The organism is Pseudomonas sp. S4_EA_1b (assembly GCF_016307435.1).
GTDB lineage: Bacteria > Pseudomonadota > Gammaproteobacteria > Pseudomonadales > Pseudomonadaceae > Aquipseudomonas > Aquipseudomonas rhodesiae.
Genome location: NZ_JAEILC010000045.1, coordinates 145,129 through 161,926, shown reverse-complemented (window position 1 = coordinate 161,926; position 16,798 = coordinate 145,129). Strand labels below are relative to the sequence as shown.

Here is a 16,798-nt window from a genome sequence, read left to right as displayed (position 1 = left end):
GCCACTTTGAAATTCAAACAGCTGATGGCGGCGGCCCTGTTGCTTTCCTTGAGCGCCGTCGCCCAGGCCGAACGCTTGAAGGACATCGCCAGCATTTCCGGCGTGCGCTCCAACCAGTTGATCGGCTATGGCCTGGTGGTGGGGCTCAACGGTACAGGTGATCAGACCACCCAGACCCCGTTCACCCTGCAAACCTTCAACAACATGCTCTCGCAGTTCGGCATCAAAGTGCCGCCGGGGTCGGGCAACGTGCAGCTTAAAAACGTCGCGGCGGTGTCGATCAGTGCTGATCTACCGGCGTTCTCCAAGCCGGGTCAGGTGGTGGACATCACCGTGTCGTCCATCGGTAACTCCAAAAGCCTGCGTGGCGGTACGTTGCTGATGACGCCCCTCAAGGGTATCGACGGTAACGTTTACGCCATTGCCCAGGGCAACCTGGTGGTGGGCGGGTTCGACGCCGAAGGTCGCGACGGTTCCAAGATCACCGTCAACGTGCCGTCGGCCGGTCGTATCCCTGGCGGGGCCACGGTGGAACGCACCGTGCCCAGCGGTTTCAACCAGGGCAACAGCCTGACCTTGAACCTCAATCGCTCGGACTTCACCACCGCCAAGCGCGTGGTCGACAAGGTCAACGACATGCTCGGCCCAGGCGTGGCCCAGGCCATCGACGGCGGTTCGATCCGTGTGACCGCGCCGCTGGACCCCAGCCAGCGCGTCGATTACCTGTCGATCCTGGAAAACCTGGAAGTCGACCCGGGCCAGGCAGTAGCCAAAGTCATCATCAACTCGCGTACCGGCACGATCGTGATCGGCCAGAACGTCAAAGTCTCGCCGGCGGCGGTGACCCACGGCAGCCTGACGGTGACCATCACCGAAGACCCGATCGTCAGCCAGCCGGGACCGTTGTCCAACGGCCAGACTGCCGTGGTGCCGCGCTCGCGGGTTAACGCTCAGCAAGAAGCCAAGCCGATGTTCAAATTCGGCCCCGGCACCACCTTGGACGAGATTGTCCGCGCGGTGAACCAGGTGGGCGCGGCGCCCGGCGACTTGATGGCGATCCTTGAAGCATTGAAACAGGCCGGCGCCTTGCAAGCCGACCTGATCGTCATCTGAGGCCATGGCCATGGATATGCACAAAAGCGGGATTGTCAGTTCGGCGGACTCGGGCTCTTACTCCGACTTGAACCGGCTTAACCAGCTCAAGGTCGGTGCTGACAAAAACAGCGAAGGCAACATGCGCAAAGTGGCGCAGGAGTTCGAGTCGCTGTTTTTGAGCGAGATGCTCAAGTCCATGCGTTCGGCCACCGAGGCTCTGGGCAAAGACAACCCGATGAACACCCCGGCGGCCAAGCAGTACCAGGAAATGTACGACCAGCAATTGGCGGTCTCGCTGTCCCGCGAGGGCGGCGGCATCGGCCTGGCCGACGTGCTGATGCGCCAGATGCAGAAGAACAAGCCGGTTGACGCCCAGGCGGCCACCTTGCAGGGCCCGGCTGCGGTCGAGGCGGTCAAGAAAGTCGATGTGCCGACCGAGATCGCCGCCGGCACCCAGGCCGATGGCCCGCTGGGGCGCTCCAATGGTCAGCGTCCGTTGTGGGCGTTCCGTGTCGCCGAGCCTCAAGCCGGTGCTGCTGCCACTCACAGCAACGATATGGAGCTGATGAACCAGCGCCGTATCGCCTTGCCGAGCAAGCTGACCGATCGCCTGCTGGCCGGCATCGTGCCGAGCACCCAGGTCGCCACCGAGGCCAAGGCCGCGCCGCTGCGCAACAGCGCCCTGCAAGACAACGTGATCAACAGCGGCGCACGCAGTGTTGCCGCGGCCAACGGCAGCATGCAGGTCTATGGCCGCGCCGTGGCCCAGCCACCATTGGCGCCGGCCAAGAAAGCCTTCAGCTCCCAGGACGAATTTGTCGCCACCATGCTGCCGATGGCCGAAGCGGCCGCCAAGCGTATCGGCATCGATCCGAAGTACCTGGTGGCCCAGGCCGCTTTGGAAACCGGTTGGGGCAAATCGGTGATGCGCGCAGAAGACGGCAGCAGCAGCCACAACCTGTTCGGCATCAAGGCCGGCAAGAGTTGGCAGGGCGGCCAGGCCCGCGCGATCACCAGCGAGTTCCGCGACGGGGCGATGGTCAAGGAGACGGCGCAGTTCCGTTCCTACGACTCCTACCAGGACAGCTTCCACGACCTGGTAACGTTGCTGCAAAGCAATGACCGCTATAAAGAAGTGGTGAAGTCGGCCGATAACCCGGAACGCTTTGTACGCGAGTTGCAAAAAGCCGGTTACGCCACCGACCCGAACTACGCCAACAAGATCTCGCAGATCGCCCATTCGATGAACAGTTACCAGAACTACGCCGCCGCGGGCGCGACCACTCTTTTATAAGGTCTGAACCATGAGTTTGCTCAATATCGGGATGTCGGGGCTTAACGCCGCTCAAGGATCGTTGTCGGTCTTGAGTAACAACATCGCCAACGCCAATACCGCAGGCTATTCGCGTCAGCAGACTATCCAGAACGCTAGCGCGTCGAACCAGTTCGGCGGCGTATTCATCGGCAGCGGCACCACGCTGGCGGATGTACGGCGTGTCTACAACGAGTACCTGGACACGGCGTACCAGAACAGTACGGCATTGAATAATGACGCCCGCGCCTACCAAGACCAGATCAGTGCGGTCGATAAGGTGCTGTCGGATAAGAACACCGGTCTGTCATCAGTACTCAGCACCTTCTTCGCCACGCTGCAGACCGCATCTTCCAACCCTAGCGATCTGTCGGCCCGCCAACTGCTGTTGAGTAATGCCCAGACCTTGAGCAATCGCTTCAACTCCATCTCCACCCAGTTGACGCAGCAGAAAGAAACCATCAACAGCCAGTTGAGTACCATGAGTGATCAGGTCAACCAACTGACTTCTTCGATCGCTGCGCTCAACCGGCAAATCTCTCAAGTGCAGGGTTCATCGAGCACCGCTCCGGCCAACCTGCTGGACCAGCGTAGCGAGGCTGTGCGTTCGCTCAATGAGCTGATCGGGGTCACCGCCACCGAGAAGAATGGCCAGTTCAGTGTGACCACCGGCAGCGGTCAGTCGCTGGTTGAGGGCGGGTTGTCCAATACGATTACGGCGGTGCCGAGCAGCACGGATAACAGTCAATATACGATCCAGCTGAATGTGAGCGGAACGACACTGGATCTTGGCGCGGTAATCAGTGGCGGAAGCATCGGTGGCCTGTTGCGCTATCGCAGTGATGCCTTGATGCCGGCTATCAATGACTTGGGGCGTATCGCTATTGCGACAGCCGATACTCTGAACAATCAGCTCGGCCAAGGTCTGGATTTGAACGGTGACTTTGGTGTGTCGTTGTTCAACGACATCAATAGTGCAACTGCTATCGCCTCCCGAAGCCAGGCTACCGCCGGCAACAGCAGCGGTTCCGGCAACCTGAATGTGTCGATTGGCGACAGCAGTAAGCTCTCGACCTTCGATTACAAAGTGACCTTCAACGACAGCACCGACCTCAATAAAGCGACGGTGGTGCGTTCGGACGGCAAAGCCCTGGGCATTATCGATCTGTCAGCCACGCCGCCGACCCAGATCGATGGATTTACCTTGTCTCTGGACGGCAAGGGCCCTGTGGCAGTCGGCGACAGTTTCAAGGTCAGCCCCACCGCTACGGGCGCCAGTGGCATCGGCGTGGCGCTTTCTGACGCGAATAAGCTGGCGTTCGCCGGCCCGCTGTCTGGTACTCGTAGTACGACCAACAGTGGCACTGGCACGTTTACCCAGCCCACCTTGACTGTACCGTTGGATATTCATGGCGGGGCAGACACCGCACAGTTGCGCGCGGGTATCGAGAACTCGATGCCGGTCAAAATGGTGTTTGGCAAACCGGCGGCTGACGGCACTCAGCCCTATACCGTCAACGATGCGCAAGGCAACCCGATCGGCACCGGCAGCATCATTCCGGGGCAGGGCAACAAGATCACCGTGGATGTTCCGATGCGAGACGCTTCGGGAGCCGCCATTCCGGGTAAGAGTTTCAAATTCGACACTACCGTGAACGGTTCTCCGGCCGCGGGCGACAGCACCACGTTCGCGTTCAACAGCGGTGGCAAATCGGACGGCCGGAACGCGCAGGAACTGCTCAACTTGCAGACCAAGGCCAGCGTCGGCATGAACGATGGCAATGTCGGCGTAAGCCTGGTGGCGGCCAACAGTCGCCTGGTTTCTCAAGTCGGTTCCAAGGCCAGTCAGGCGGGGGTTGATACCACGGCTACTGGCGCGTTGCTCAGCGCCAACAAGGAAGCGCGCAACTCAGTGTCAGGGGTTAACCTGGATGACGAGGCGGGCGACATGATCAAGTTCCAGCAGTATTACACCGCGTCGTCCCAGATTATCAAGGCCGCGCAAGAAACCTTCACCACACTGATCAATGCTCTTTAAGGGAGGCCGGGACGATGCGTATTTCCACACAGCAGTATTTCGAGACCAGCTCCGCCAAGTACCAGTCCAACTACTCTAGTGTGGTCAAGGCTCAGGATCAGGCCAGCTCCGGCGTACGCGTGCAGACCGCGGCGGATGATCCTGTGGCGGCGGCGCGGTTGCTGATGTTGCAGCAGCAGAAAGACATGCTGTCGCAGTTCAATGGCAACATCGATACCCTGAAGAACTCGCTGGTAACCGAAGATAGCGTTCTTGATAACATCAACACCGCCCTGCAAAAGGCCAGCGAACTGGCCCTGAAGGCCGGTAATGTCGGGATCAGTGATGCGGACCGCAAATCGATTGCGGCCGAGGTCGGTGCCATTGAGGATCAGGTACTGGGCCTGCTCAATTCTAAGGATGCCGGGGGCAATTACCTGTTTTCCGGAAGCAAGACCGACACGCCGCCCTATACGCGCAACAATAACGGCACCTACAGTTATCAGGGCGACGACATCCCGTTGAGCCTGAAGATCGCCGAGAATATTTCCGTCTCGATGGGCGACACCGCCAAAAGCATGCTCGAGAGCTCCGCGAACACGGGGCGCACCCAGACCGCGCCGATTCTTGTGCCGCCTGCGGTCGATGACGGCAAGGTCACTATATCGGCGGGGTTGATCGCTGCCGAGACCAGCTATGACAGCAGCTTTGCCGATGGGCAGCCATACAAGCTGACCTTTGTCAGCAGCACTCAATACACGGTGAGCGACAACACCGGCAAAGACATCACCTCCGAGATTCCGGGTAACGGCACGTTCGATGCCACCAAAGAGGGCGCCTCGACCATCAATCTGCGTGGCGTGAAGTTCGACATCGGCCTGAACCTGGGTAAGGACGCTTTGGGTAAAGACGTGTTGCCCGGCGCACCGGCGGATGCGGTTGTCAAAGACCGCGAGTTCAGCCTGTCGATCAAACCGGACACCTTCAGTGTTTCGCGCACTCCCAGCAACCCGACCACGGCTCAAATAAGCGGTGGTACGGTCAGTGATTCGGCGGCTTATGCCAGCACTTTCCCCAACGCTGGTATGGTCATCAAGTTTGGCGCGGCGGGTGATTACAATGTGTATGCACAGCCGTATAGCTCGGATAGCAAGTCCATCGCCAGCGGCACCCTGGCCGCCGGCGCCACAACCTTGAGCGCGGCGGGTGTGACATTTGACGTCACGACCACGCCGCCACCGGGTGATGGCGACCAGTTTGTGATTGGCGCCACCAGCAACAAAAACGAGAACGTGCTCGACACTCTCAGCCATTTGCGCCAAATCCTAGAGACGCCCTCGGACGGAAAACCGGCGGCACAGAAAGAGCTCAAGGACGTGGTCGCCCGCTCCATCGGTAATCTGACCAACGCCAAGAGTCAGATCGACCAGGTGCGCGGCGCCATCGGTGCTCGCTTGAATGGTATGGATATCCAGTCCCAAGAGAACACCAGCTTGAGCCTGGCCAACGCCACCACCATGAATGCATTGGGCAACGTCGATTTTGCGGATGCCGCTATCAATCTGAGTCTGCAACAAACCATGCTGCAAGCATCGCAGCTGGCCTTTGTGAAGATTTCGCAGTTGAGCCTGTTCAACAAAATGTGATTTCACCGCATCAGCACAGCGGCCCCGCCTGGAAACCGGGGGGGCCGCTGTCGTTTCAGGGGGCTCAATTGTTTAAAGGTTTTGCATAAACCGGAGAAAATTGAGTGACCTGTGAGTCATAAAGCGCATCTTCACTGTATCGTGTGAAAAGGATAAGTCGTCTCAGGGTCCTTGCGGGGCGGCTTTCAGCGGGATTTTTATGGGGTTACCCCCTTTATTGTCAGCACTCCAGGCGTCGGCCGTGGGGTGTTCTCCAGCTATTTAGTATTGGGAAGCCACAATGATTGGCATAAAAAGCATCGCCAGTTACGTGCCGGCGGACGGTATCGATAACTACGCCCAGGGTGCCAAATTCGCCAAGGATGAAGAGTTCATCATTGGCAAGATCGGTTCGGCGTTCCTGCCGCGCAAGGAAGCCACGCAGGAAACCTCAGATCTGTGTGTCGAAGCGGTCAACGCCTTGTTTGCCAACAACCCGGATCTCAAGCGCGAGTCGATTGACGCGCTGATCGTCGTGACCCAGAACGGTGACGAAGAGGGCTTGCCCCATACAGCCGCCATCGTCCAAGACAAACTCGGCCTGCCGACCCATGTCGCCGCGTTCGATATTTCCCTGGGCTGTTCCGGTTACGTCTACGGCATCTACGCGATGAAGGGCTTCATGGAGGCCGCCGGCCTGAAAAACGGCCTGTTGATCACCGCCGACCCGTACTCCAAGATCGTCGACCCGGAAGATCGCAACACCACCATGCTGTTCGGCGACGCCGCCACTGCGACCTGGATGGGCGAAGACGCCTCGTGGCTGCTGGGCAAGTCCAAGTTCGGCACCGACGGTTCCGGCGCACCGCACCTGAAGGTCAGCGATGGCGTGTTCTTCATGAACGGTCGCCAGGTGTTCAACTTTGCCTTGCTCAAAGTTCCGGCGCATTTGCACGAGCTGCTCAATGAGTCGGACCTCAAGGCCGATGACATCGACGCGTTCTGCATTCACCAGGGCAGTGCGGCGATTGTCGACGCCGTGGCCCGTCGCTTCGAAGAGGCGCCGGTGGACAAGTTCATCAAGGACATGGTCGAGACCGGTAACACCGTGTCGTCGAGCATTCCGTTGCTGCTGGAAAAGCACGTGATGGACGCCACCTGGAAGCGTGTGGCGATCAGTGGATTCGGTGTGGGCCTGTCGTGGGGCTCGGCGATTCTGCATCGTCCGTGACGCGTCTTTAGACTGCGTTCACCGCAAAAGCAAACGCCGATGATCGAAAGATCATCGGCGTTTTTTATTTGGCGCCAGAAAAGCCACCAAAATCGGCGTTAAAACCCGGCTTAAACCCTTGAATTACAAGGGGTGGCACCACGCCAGTAAAAAAAATCAAAAAAACCCTCAAGCAACCGGCTACCACGACGATAACTATTACGTAGGTTCTCTAGGCCACACCCGGCGGTTGCCAGGGCCGGAAGCCGCAGTATCCAATACCAACGAGGATTTCGTCATGGCATTATCAGTAAACACCAACATCACTTCCCTGGGTGTCCAGAAGAACCTGAACAAAGCTTCCGACGCTCTGAGCCAGTCGATGAACCGTCTGTCCTCCGGTCTGAAAATCAACAGCGCTAAAGACGACGCTGCTGGCATGCAGATCGCCAACCGTCTGAACAACCAGGTCAAAGGCCTGAACGTTGCGATCTCCAACGCCAACAACGGCGTGTCGATTGCCCAGACCGCTGAAGGCGCGATGCAAGAATCCACCAACACCCTGCAGCGTCTGCGTGAACTCGCCCTGCAAGCGGCGAACGGTGATAAGAGCGACGCTGACCGTGTTTCCCTGCAGCAAGAATTCACCGCTAAAGTGGGCGAGCTGAACCGTATCGCCAGCACCACTACCTTCGGTGGTCGTAACCTGCTGGACGGCTCGTTCAACAACGTAGCGTTCCAGATCGGCGCCAACGCCAACGAGACTATCTCGTTCGGTATGACTGATATCAGCTCGACTGCGCTGAAAGGTAACTACAAAGAAGCTGCTGTAGACGGCACCGCAATGACTGGCCTGGCTGCTACCGCCACTGGTTCTGTATTGGGTGACAAAGCTGTTAAAACCGGTACCGCAGATGCAGGCGCAACCGTTGCGACTGATGCATTCACCATCAATGGTGTAGAGGTTGCACTTGGTGCTGCTGCTGCAGGTTCCGCTGCTGGTACTGCCGCAGTGACCGCCATCAACGCCAAAACTGCTCAGACCGGCGTTACAGCTTCGACTGACGCTAATGGTAAAGTGACTCTCAGCTCCAAAAACGATATCGTCTTGGGGGCTTCTGCCACAGTTGGTGCTACTGATGGTCTGGCCAGCCTGGCCCTGGGCGCTGCCGGTACTACCGCAGCCGCAGCTACAACTGCAACCAGCGCCATGGGCGTTACCGGTGCCATTTCTGTTAACGGCACCGCAGTAACTTGGGCTGCTGCTGACACTATGACCGACGTGCTGACAGATATTGCAGCCGCAGCGGGTACCGGTGCTACTGCAACTTTCACTGACGGTCGCGTTAAGGTCACTTCGGGTGGCGGTGAAGACATCAAACTGTCCAACACTTCTGCTGGCTCGTTGTCGCAACTGGGACTGTCGGCTGGCACTACCCAAGCAAAACTGACCGCTGACACTTCCATCGACGTAAACGGCGTTGAAGTCAAGTTCAAGAAGGGTGACACCGCTGACGCGATCGTTGCTTCGATCAACAGCGCCAGTACCGGTGTACAAGCCAGCAAAAATGCTGACGGCACCCTGAACCTGTTCGCCGACAAAGACATCACCATCAAGGACGGCAGCGCCGGTACTGGCCTGGCTGCACTGGGTCTGACCACTGTTTCTGCGGCCGGTACTAAAACCGCCGTCACCATGGAAACCAGCGTTTCCGACCTGAGCATCCTGACTGCCGCTTCTTCGCAGCAGGCTATCCAGGCTCTGGACGACGCCATGCAGCAGATCGACAGCCAGCGTTCGCAGCTGGGTGCCGTACAAAACCGCTTCGCCAGCACTGTGGCCAACCTGCAGAGCATTTCGCAGAACTCCTCCGCTGCCAAAGGCCGCGTAGAAGACGCCGACTTCGCTTCTGAAGCTGCTGAGCTGACCAAGCAACAAACCCTGCAACAGGCTTCCACTGCGATCCTGTCCCAGGCCAACCAACTGCCTTCCTCTGTTCTGAAGCTGCTTCAGTAATAGCGGTAGCGGTTAAATAACGGGAGGGTGCGTTTAACAACGTGCCCTTCCGTTTTTTCAGTTTGGAGGTGATGACATGGACATGAGCATCAAGCTTAACGCGTCTTACCCGGCTGGTATTACCCAGGCCAGTAGTGCGCCTGTAACACCGTTCAAGCCTGCGGCCCCCAGTGAACCGGTCAAGGGTGAAGAGCCCCAGCGCGTGGCATTGGAAAAAGCGGTGACTGATATACGAGAGTTTGTGCAGGCTTCACAGCGCAATCTGGATTTTTCCATCGATGACACTACCGGCAAAGTGGTCGTCAAGGTGATTGCCACGGACAGTGGCGAAGTAATTCGACAAATTCCATCGGAGACCGCGCTGAAGTTGGCGCAGAATCTGAGCGATGCCAGCAGCGTGCTGTTTGACAGCAAGGCGTGAGTTGGCACGAAACATGTTTCTGATTGCGGTCAGAGCACGCGAGCGCCAAAAAAACGGCCGCTGCAGGACAAGGAGAATGGCAAATGGCTAGTTCAACGATTTCCGGCCCAGGTTCGGGCTACGACACGCAGGCTATCGTCAAAGCGTTGGTGGGGGCTGAGCAGGCGCCCAAGCAGCAGCAGATCACCAACGAACAGAAAGCAGCCACCGTCCAGTTGTCGGCTGTTGGCTCGGTCAAGACGGCGTTGGAAGCCTACCAGGCGGCGATCACCAAGTTGAACAATGCCTCGGCGTTTAACGGGCTGTCGGCCTCCTCTTCGGAGGAGAAGAACATCAAGGTCACTCTGGGGGACGGTGCATCCAGCGGCAAATACGTGCTGAAAGTCACCAACCTGGCGACCGCGTCGAAAGTCACTACGGCGATGAATGCGGACGGCGCTTCTGGCAAGGCCAACAGCACCGACGAAGATCAGACGCTGACGATCAATCAGTCGGGCAAAAGCTATGACGTGGTAATTCCCGGCGGCGCGACCTTGCAGCAAGTGCGCGAGACGATCAATACCCAGCTCTCGGCTCAGGGCATCAGTGCCAACGTGCTGAGTGACTCCAACGGCGCGCGTCTGGTGCTGACCTCGACCACCATGGGGGAGGGTACCGACATCACTCTCAGCGGTGATTCCGAACTGGCCACCGGCTACGACAAAGGCAAAGCCCCCACCAACGCCAAGTATTCAATCGATGACGTTGAAATGTCGTCGAACACCAATAAGATCACCTCTGCGATCAGTGGTGTGACCCTGGACCTGCTGGACACGATCGATACGACCAAGCCGACGACCATCACCGTGGCCAGCAATACCGATACATTGAAGACGTCGGTGCAGTCCTTCGTCAGTGCCTATAACACGCTGATGACCGCGATCAACACCCAGACCAAAGTCACGGCTACCGGGGATGCCTCGACCACCACCGCCGCGGCGTTGACGGGCGACGCGTCGATGCGTCAATTGGTCAACAGCCTGCGCTCCGAACTGGTCAACGGCTCTGGCGCTGGCACCATGACCAGCTTGGCGCAGATGGGTATCACCACGGATCAGAAAACCGGGCTGTTGAGCCTGGACGATAAGACCTGGGACAAAGCGGTGGTCAAGGGCGCAGGCGATATTGCCAAGCTGTTTACCGGCGACACTGGCTTGATCACACGCATGAACAAGGCGACCAACAGTTACGTGGGCACCACTGGCACCTTGGCAGCCCGTGCGACCGACTTGAACAATAAGTTGACGGATTTGAACACCCAGACGGCGGATCTGACACGACGCATGGACGCCTTGCAAAAGTCCCTGACCGCCAAGTACACCGCGATGGACACCATGATCGCGCAGATCAATGCCAGCAGCTCCAGCATCATGACCACCCTCAACTCGCTGAACAATCCGAAGTCGAGCTGATAGTCGGTGCGCCTAAAAGCCCTGATCCAGGGCTTTGTCGCACAGTTCTGGATTAAAGTTTTTGTCGCCATGGTCGAAAAACTGGTTAAGCAACCCTATTCGATTGTAGCCCGTTACGAGGTAGCAACATGAACCCGATGAGAGCCCTTCGCCAGTACCAGAAGGTCAATTCCCATGCTCAGGTCTCCGAGGCCAGCCCGCATCGCCTCGTGCAGATGCTGATGGAGGGTGGTTTGGATCGTATGGCGCAGGCCAAGGGCGCGTTGAGTCGCGGTGATATCGCCCAGAAAGGGCTGTTGCTAGGCAAGGCCATTGAAATTATCTCCGGCCTGCGCGATGGCCTGGAGCCGGAGAAGGCCGAAGATCCGGAAGCGATTCAGCGCTTGGACGCGCTGTACAACTACATGGGTAATCGTCTGGTCGAGGCTAATCAGGTCAATGACGCCGAGATGATCGACGAAGTCGCGCGTCTGCTGATCACCGTCAAGACTGGCTGGGATGCCATTGCTCCACAATAAGGCGGACCGCCTAGAGGTACACATCATGAGCCACGCACTGCAACGTATTGACGAGACCCGCGAAGCCCTGATCGGCGCGCTGGCTGAGCGCAACTGGGAGGCTGTCAGCGAGTTGGATCTGGGTTGCCGTGCGGTGATTGATGAGGTGCTCAGCGAAGCCCCTGTGGACGAAGATGCGCTGCGTGAGAAGCTGGAGAGTCTGCTGGCGGTCTACCAGCAATTGCTGGAGGTAACGACCGGCGAGCGCCAGGCGATTTTCGAAGAGATGTCGCAGATCAACCAAGCGAAGAATGCGTCAAAGGTCTACCATCTGTTCGGCTGAACAGACGCAGTTAATCCGACCGGCGCGTCATAAATTTGACCGTGCCAGCTTTTTTGACTTAACTAGTGCTGTTTTCAGAGTTCAGACGTCTATAGAGTAAGAAGTCCTACAGCCGTCTCGATTGCCCTTACACTTGGGCAGGAAGTTTTACTAGGGAAGTTGCTATTGCATGTGGCGTGAAACCAAAATTCTGCTGATTGATGACGATAGCGTCCGCCGCCGCGATTTAGCGGTGATTTTGAATTTTCTCGGCGAAGAAAATTTGCCCTGCGGCAGCCACGATTGGCAGCAGGCGGTCAGCTCGTTGTCGTCAAGCCGTGAAGTCATTTGTGTGCTGATCGGGACGGTAAACGCTCCTGGCGCTGTTTTGGGCTTGTTAAAGACACTGTCTACCTGGGATGAGTTCCTTCCCGTGTTGCTGATGGGCGAAAATTCTTCGCTCGACCTGCCCGAAGACCAGCGCCGACGTGTCCTTTCCACCCTGGAAATGCCGCCCAGCTACAGCAAATTGCTTGATTCCCTGCACCGTGCCCAGGTCTATCGCGAGATGTACGACCAGGCTCGCGAGCGCGGTCGTCATCGCGAACCCAACCTGTTCCGTAGCCTGGTCGGCACCAGCCGCGCCATCCAGCACGTGCGCCAGATGATGCAGCAAGTGGCCGACACTGACGCCAGCGTGCTGATCCTCGGCGAGTCGGGCACCGGCAAGGAAGTGGTCGCGCGCAACCTGCATTACCATTCCAAGCGCCGCGACGGGCCCTTTGTACCGGTCAACTGCGGGGCGATTCCGGCAGAGCTGCTGGAAAGCGAGCTGTTCGGTCACGAGAAGGGCGCCTTTACCGGCGCCATTACCAGCCGTGCCGGGCGTTTCGAGCTGGCCAACGGCGGCACTCTGTTCCTCGACGAAATCGGCGACATGCCGCTGCCGATGCAGGTCAAGCTGCTGCGTGTGTTGCAGGAGCGCACCTTCGAGCGCGTGGGCAGCAACAAGACCCAGAGCGTGGACGTGCGCATCATCGCCGCGACCCACAAGAACCTCGAAAGCATGATCGAGATCGGCAGCTTCCGCGAAGACCTCTACTATCGCCTCAACGTATTCCCCATCGAGATGGCCCCGCTGCGTGAGCGCGTGGAAGACATCCCGCTGCTGATGAACGAACTGATCTCGCGCATGGAACACGAAAAGCGTGGCTCGATTCGCTTCAATTCCGCCGCAATCATGTCCCTGTGCCGCCACGGCTGGCCGGGCAACGTGCGTGAGCTGGCCAACCTGGTGGAGCGCATGGCGATCATGCACCCCTACGGTGTGATCGGCGTAGTCGAGCTGCCGAAGAAATTCCGCTATGTCGACGACGAAGATGAGCAATTGGTCGACAGTCTGCGCAGTGATATGGAAGAACGGGTCGCCATCAACGGCCACACCCCGGACTTCGGTTCCACTGCCATGCTGCCGCCGGAGGGCCTGGACCTGAAGGACTACCTCGGCAACCTGGAGCAGGGCCTGATCCAACAAGCCCTGGACGATGCCGGTGGCATTGTCGCCCGTGCCGCCGAGCGCTTGCGCATTCGTCGTACCACCCTGGTGGAGAAGATGCGCAAGTACGGTATGAGCCGCCGCGAAGGTGACGAACAGGCGGATGATTGACGCCTGTTTTTCAACTGACTGAAAACTAAGCCTATTTTTTTAGGCACGGGTATTGCTACAGCCCTCGCAACGTTCCGTTTAACTGACGGTCAGCCAAGCGAGAGAGCATCATGCCCCACGCCGCCCAATTAGCCTCAGCCCCTGCCATCCAGGGGCTTGTTCCCTCCGCAGAGCCGCTCGCCCGGCAGGGTCTTGAACATGCGTTCTCGCAGTTCAACCAGATGTCGAGCCAACTGAGCGACTCCTACAGTTTGCTGGAAGCCCGGGTCTCGGAGCTTAAAGGCGAGCTGGCGGTGGTCAGTGCTCAGCGTATGCAGGAGCTGGCCGAGAAAGAACGCCTGGCCAACCGCTTGCAAAACCTGCTCGACCTGTTGCCCGGCGGCGTGATCGTGATTGACGACCAAGGCCGCGTGCGCGAAGCCAACCCCGCCGCCTGCGACCTGCTGGGACTGCCGCTGGAAGGCGAGCTGTGGCGTCACGTCATCACCCGCTGCTTCGCCCCGCGCGAAGATGATGGTCATGAAATCTCCCTCAAGGATGGGCGTCGACTGTCGATTTCCACCCGTTCCCTGGACGCCGAGCCCGGCCAGTTGGTGCTGCTCAACGACCTGACTGAAACCCGCCACTTGCAAGACCAGTTGGCGCGCCATGAGCGCTTGTCGTCCCTGGGGCGCATGGTCGCTTCTCTGGCGCATCAAATCCGTACGCCCTTGTCGGCGGCGTTGATCTACGCCAGTCATTTGACTGATGAACAGTTGCCGGCTGCGACCCATCAGCGTTTCGCCGGGCGCCTTAAAGAGCGTCTGCACGAATTGGAGCATCAGGTACGCGACATGTTGGTGTTCGCTCGCGGCGAACTGCCGTTGACCGACCGCATCACTCCGGCCGAGCTGATGCAGACCCTGCAGGCGGCGGCCGCCACACACATTCAAGACGCGCAGGTGCGCTGGCAGTGCGACAGCCACCAAGGCGAGTTGCTGTGCAATCGCGACACCCTGGTGGGATCGCTGCTCAACCTGATCGAAAACGCTACCCAGGCCAGCGGCCCCGGCGCGCGGCTCAAGGTGCATCTATATCGCCGTCAAGATTCGCTGCGCCTGTGCATCAGCGACAACGGCAGTGGCATCGACCCGCAGGTGCTGCGGCGTCTGGGCGAACCCTTTTTTACCACCAAGACCAACGGAACTGGCCTGGGCCTGACGGTGGTCAAGGCCGTGGCGCGCGCCCATCAGGGAGAATTGCAGCTGCGTTCCCGGTTGGGGCGCGGCACCTGTGCATTGATGAGCTTGCCGCTGTTTTCAGGCGCGGCAAGCGCGGAGTAAAGAGTCATGGCTATCAAGGTTTTACTGGTGGAAGACGATCGCGCCCTGCGTGAAGCATTGGCTGACACGCTGCTGCTGGCGGGCCATGACTACCGGGCGGTCGGGTCTGCCGAGGAGGCCTTGGAGGCGGTGGCCCAGGAGGCGTTCAGTCTAGTGGTCAGCGACGTCAATATGCCCGGCATGGACGGTCACCAGTTGTTGGCCCTGCTGCGCGCCCGCCAGCCGCAACTGCCGGTGTTGTTGATGACTGCCCACGGTGCCGTGGAACGCGCGGTGGATGCGATGCGCCAGGGCGCGGCGGATTACCTGGTCAAGCCCTTTGAGCCCAAGGCCCTGATCGAGTTGGTAGCGCGCCACGCTCTTGGCGTGATCTCGGCGCACGAAGGCGAGGGTCCGATTGCCATCGAGCCAGCCAGCGCCCAGTTGCTGGAATTGGCGGCCCGCGTGGCGCGCAGCGATTCCACGGTGCTGATTTCCGGTGAGTCCGGTACGGGTAAGGAAGTGCTGGCGCGTTACATTCACCAGCAGTCGACCCGCGCCAAGCAGCCGTTCATCGCCATCAACTGCGCGGCGATCCCCGACAACATGCTGGAAGCCACGCTGTTCGGTCATGAAAAGGGCTCATTCACCGGTGCTATTGCGGCGCAAGCCGGCAAGTTCGAGCAGGCCGACGGCGGCACGATCCTGCTCGACGAGATTTCCGAGATGCCCTTGGGCCTGCAAGCCAAGTTGCTGCGTGTGTTGCAGGAGCGCGAAGTGGAGCGCGTCGGCGCGCGCAAACCGATCCAGTTGGATATCCGAGTGGTGGCCACCACCAACCGCGATCTCGCCGGCGAAGTGGCGGCGGGGCGCTTCCGTGAAGACTTGTTCTATCGCCTCTCGGTGTTTCCGCTGGCCTGGCGCCCTTTGCGCGAGCGTCCGGCGGATATCGTGCCCTTGGCCGAGCGCCTGCTGAACAACCACGTCAAAAAAATGAAGCACGCCCAGGCGCGGCTGTCGGCCGAGGCGCAGGCGTGCCTGATCGCCTATCCATGGCCGGGCAACGTGCGGGAACTGGACAACGCGATCCAACGTGCCCTGATCTTGCAGCAGGGCGGCTTGATTCAACCCCAGGATTTCTGTCTGGCCATGGGCAGTGGCGCGGCGCCGCTGCCGACACTGGCCCCCGCACCGTTGGTCGCCGAGGTGGAAACCGCCAGCGCTTTGGGCGATGACCTGCGTCGCCGCGAATTCCAGATGATCATCGATACCCTGCGCGCCGAGCGCGGCCGCCGCAAAGAGGCCGCCGAACGCCTGGGCATCAGCCCGCGCACCTTGCGCTACAAGTTGGCGCAGATGCGCGACGCGGGCATGGATGTGGAAGCGTATCTTTTCGCCACCTGAAAATAGCCAAGGCGTACAAGGTTTGTCGCCTTTTCTTACGAGTCGCCACGGATCTGGCACCCTTGTTGCTACCTCCCCTAGTAACTGCAGCGTAGTGTCAAATTTTTGCGGGTCGGAGAGAGAAGGTCATGAGCCAGGGTATTGAGTTCAATCGGTTGATGTTGGATATGCGCTCCATGCAGATGGATGCCATGGCTCAACCGAAATCCGTCGCGCCAGCGCCGGAGTTGGGCCAAAGCAGTTTTGCCGACATGCTTGGTCAGGCCATCAACAAAGTCAGCGACACCCAGCAAGCCTCCAGCCAGTTGGCCAGCGCGTTCGAGATCGGCAAGAGCGGTGTGGACCTCACCGACGTGATGATCGCTTCGCAAAAAGCCAGCGTTTCCTTTCAGGCTCTGACCCAAGTGCGTAACAAGCTGGTTCAGGCCTATCAAGACATCATGCAGATGCCGGTTTAAGG

The 16,798-nt window shown here is 59.1% G+C and carries 14 protein-coding genes; all 14 read left to right on the top strand.

The window, feature by feature from the left end:
* Window positions 1-24 precede the first annotated feature (24 nt).
* The 14 genes from YA0848_RS15695 to fliE all read left to right on the top strand — a co-directional run bounded on the left by YA0848_RS15695 (window position 25) and on the right by fliE (window position 16,796).
* Window positions 25-1,113: a flagellar basal body P-ring protein FlgI gene (locus YA0848_RS15695; protein ID WP_034099860.1), complete on the top strand. Its 1,089-nt coding sequence runs from the start codon at window positions 25-27 to the stop codon at window positions 1,111-1,113.
* Between the two features lie 4 nt (window positions 1,114-1,117).
* Window positions 1,118-2,389 carry a flagellar assembly peptidoglycan hydrolase FlgJ gene (gene flgJ / locus YA0848_RS15690; protein WP_047881317.1) on the top strand — a complete coding sequence of 424 codons (1,272 nt, stop codon included), beginning with the start codon at window positions 1,118-1,120 and terminating at the stop codon, window positions 2,387-2,389.
* Between the two features lie 10 nt (window positions 2,390-2,399).
* Window positions 2,400-4,445, top strand: coding sequence for a flagellar hook-associated protein FlgK (gene flgK / locus YA0848_RS15685; protein ID WP_034099519.1), 2,046 nt, complete (start codon window positions 2,400-2,402; stop codon window positions 4,443-4,445).
* A gap of 14 nt (window positions 4,446-4,459) precedes the next feature.
* Entirely contained in the window at window positions 4,460-6,070 is a 1,611-nt protein-coding gene (locus YA0848_RS15680) for a flagellar hook-associated protein 3 (protein ID WP_040269028.1), read from the top strand.
* A 280-nt stretch (window positions 6,071-6,350) separates the two neighbouring features.
* Window positions 6,351-7,280, top strand: a complete 930-nt coding sequence (locus tag YA0848_RS15675; protein ID WP_034114743.1) for a ketoacyl-ACP synthase III — start codon at window positions 6,351-6,353, stop codon at window positions 7,278-7,280.
* A gap of 277 nt (window positions 7,281-7,557) precedes the next feature.
* Window positions 7,558-9,276 (top strand): flagellin N-terminal helical domain-containing protein, encoded by a 1,719-nt coding sequence (locus YA0848_RS15670; protein ID WP_047881318.1) that lies wholly within the window; start codon window positions 7,558-7,560, stop codon window positions 9,274-9,276.
* 76 nt (window positions 9,277-9,352) lie between these two features.
* Window positions 9,353-9,697: a flagellar protein FlaG gene (locus YA0848_RS15665; RefSeq protein WP_034099511.1), complete on the top strand. Its 345-nt coding sequence runs from the start codon at window positions 9,353-9,355 to the stop codon at window positions 9,695-9,697.
* A gap of 83 nt (window positions 9,698-9,780) precedes the next feature.
* Window positions 9,781-11,148 (top strand): flagellar filament capping protein FliD, encoded by a 1,368-nt coding sequence (fliD, locus tag YA0848_RS15660; RefSeq protein WP_169902457.1) that lies wholly within the window; start codon window positions 9,781-9,783, stop codon window positions 11,146-11,148.
* A gap of 128 nt (window positions 11,149-11,276) precedes the next feature.
* Window positions 11,277-11,666 (top strand): flagellar export chaperone FliS, encoded by a 390-nt coding sequence (gene fliS / locus YA0848_RS15655; protein ID WP_034099507.1) that lies wholly within the window; start codon window positions 11,277-11,279, stop codon window positions 11,664-11,666.
* Between the two features lie 25 nt (window positions 11,667-11,691).
* Window positions 11,692-11,988, top strand: a complete 297-nt coding sequence (gene fliT / locus YA0848_RS15650; RefSeq protein ID WP_034099506.1) for a flagellar protein FliT — start codon at window positions 11,692-11,694, stop codon at window positions 11,986-11,988.
* Between the two features lie 169 nt (window positions 11,989-12,157).
* Entirely contained in the window at window positions 12,158-13,633 is a 1,476-nt protein-coding gene (locus tag YA0848_RS15645; RefSeq protein ID WP_034099504.1) for a sigma-54 dependent transcriptional regulator, read from the top strand.
* A 110-nt stretch (window positions 13,634-13,743) separates the two neighbouring features.
* Window positions 13,744-14,955, top strand: coding sequence for a sensor histidine kinase (locus YA0848_RS15640; RefSeq protein WP_169902456.1), 1,212 nt, complete (start codon window positions 13,744-13,746; stop codon window positions 14,953-14,955).
* A 6-nt stretch (window positions 14,956-14,961) separates the two neighbouring features.
* Window positions 14,962-16,338: a sigma-54-dependent transcriptional regulator gene (locus YA0848_RS15635; protein WP_034114734.1), complete on the top strand. Its 1,377-nt coding sequence runs from the start codon at window positions 14,962-14,964 to the stop codon at window positions 16,336-16,338.
* A 128-nt stretch (window positions 16,339-16,466) separates the two neighbouring features.
* Window positions 16,467-16,796, top strand: a complete 330-nt coding sequence (gene fliE / locus YA0848_RS15630) for a flagellar hook-basal body complex protein FliE (RefSeq protein ID WP_034099500.1) — start codon at window positions 16,467-16,469, stop codon at window positions 16,794-16,796.
* Window positions 16,797-16,798: the final 2 nt, after the last annotated feature.

What these genes read in the sequence shown, in the direction of transcription:
- fliS (WP_034099507.1), top strand. Translation starts at nt 11,277, where the DNA reads ATGAACCCGATGAGAGCCCTTCGCCAGTACCAGAAGGTCAATTCCCAT.
- YA0848_RS15695 (WP_034099860.1), top strand. Translation starts at nt 25, where the DNA reads ATGGCGGCGGCCCTGTTGCTTTCCTTGAGCGCCGTCGCCCAGGCCGAA.
- YA0848_RS15645 (WP_034099504.1), top strand. Translation starts at nt 12,158, where the DNA reads ATGTGGCGTGAAACCAAAATTCTGCTGATTGATGACGATAGCGTCCGC.
- fliE (WP_034099500.1), top strand. Translation starts at nt 16,467, where the DNA reads ATGAGCCAGGGTATTGAGTTCAATCGGTTGATGTTGGATATGCGCTCC.
- YA0848_RS15675 (WP_034114743.1), top strand. Translation starts at nt 6,351, where the DNA reads ATGATTGGCATAAAAAGCATCGCCAGTTACGTGCCGGCGGACGGTATC.
- YA0848_RS15640 (WP_169902456.1), top strand. Translation starts at nt 13,744, where the DNA reads ATGCCCCACGCCGCCCAATTAGCCTCAGCCCCTGCCATCCAGGGGCTT.
- fliD (WP_169902457.1), top strand. Translation starts at nt 9,781, where the DNA reads ATGGCTAGTTCAACGATTTCCGGCCCAGGTTCGGGCTACGACACGCAG.
- YA0848_RS15665 (WP_034099511.1), top strand. Translation starts at nt 9,353, where the DNA reads ATGGACATGAGCATCAAGCTTAACGCGTCTTACCCGGCTGGTATTACC.
- flgJ (WP_047881317.1), top strand. Translation starts at nt 1,118, where the DNA reads ATGGCCATGGATATGCACAAAAGCGGGATTGTCAGTTCGGCGGACTCG.
- YA0848_RS15680 (WP_040269028.1), top strand. Translation starts at nt 4,460, where the DNA reads ATGCGTATTTCCACACAGCAGTATTTCGAGACCAGCTCCGCCAAGTAC.
- YA0848_RS15670 (WP_047881318.1), top strand. Translation starts at nt 7,558, where the DNA reads ATGGCATTATCAGTAAACACCAACATCACTTCCCTGGGTGTCCAGAAG.
- flgK (WP_034099519.1), top strand. Translation starts at nt 2,400, where the DNA reads ATGAGTTTGCTCAATATCGGGATGTCGGGGCTTAACGCCGCTCAAGGA.
- fliT (WP_034099506.1), top strand. Translation starts at nt 11,692, where the DNA reads ATGAGCCACGCACTGCAACGTATTGACGAGACCCGCGAAGCCCTGATC.
- YA0848_RS15635 (WP_034114734.1), top strand. Translation starts at nt 14,962, where the DNA reads ATGGCTATCAAGGTTTTACTGGTGGAAGACGATCGCGCCCTGCGTGAA.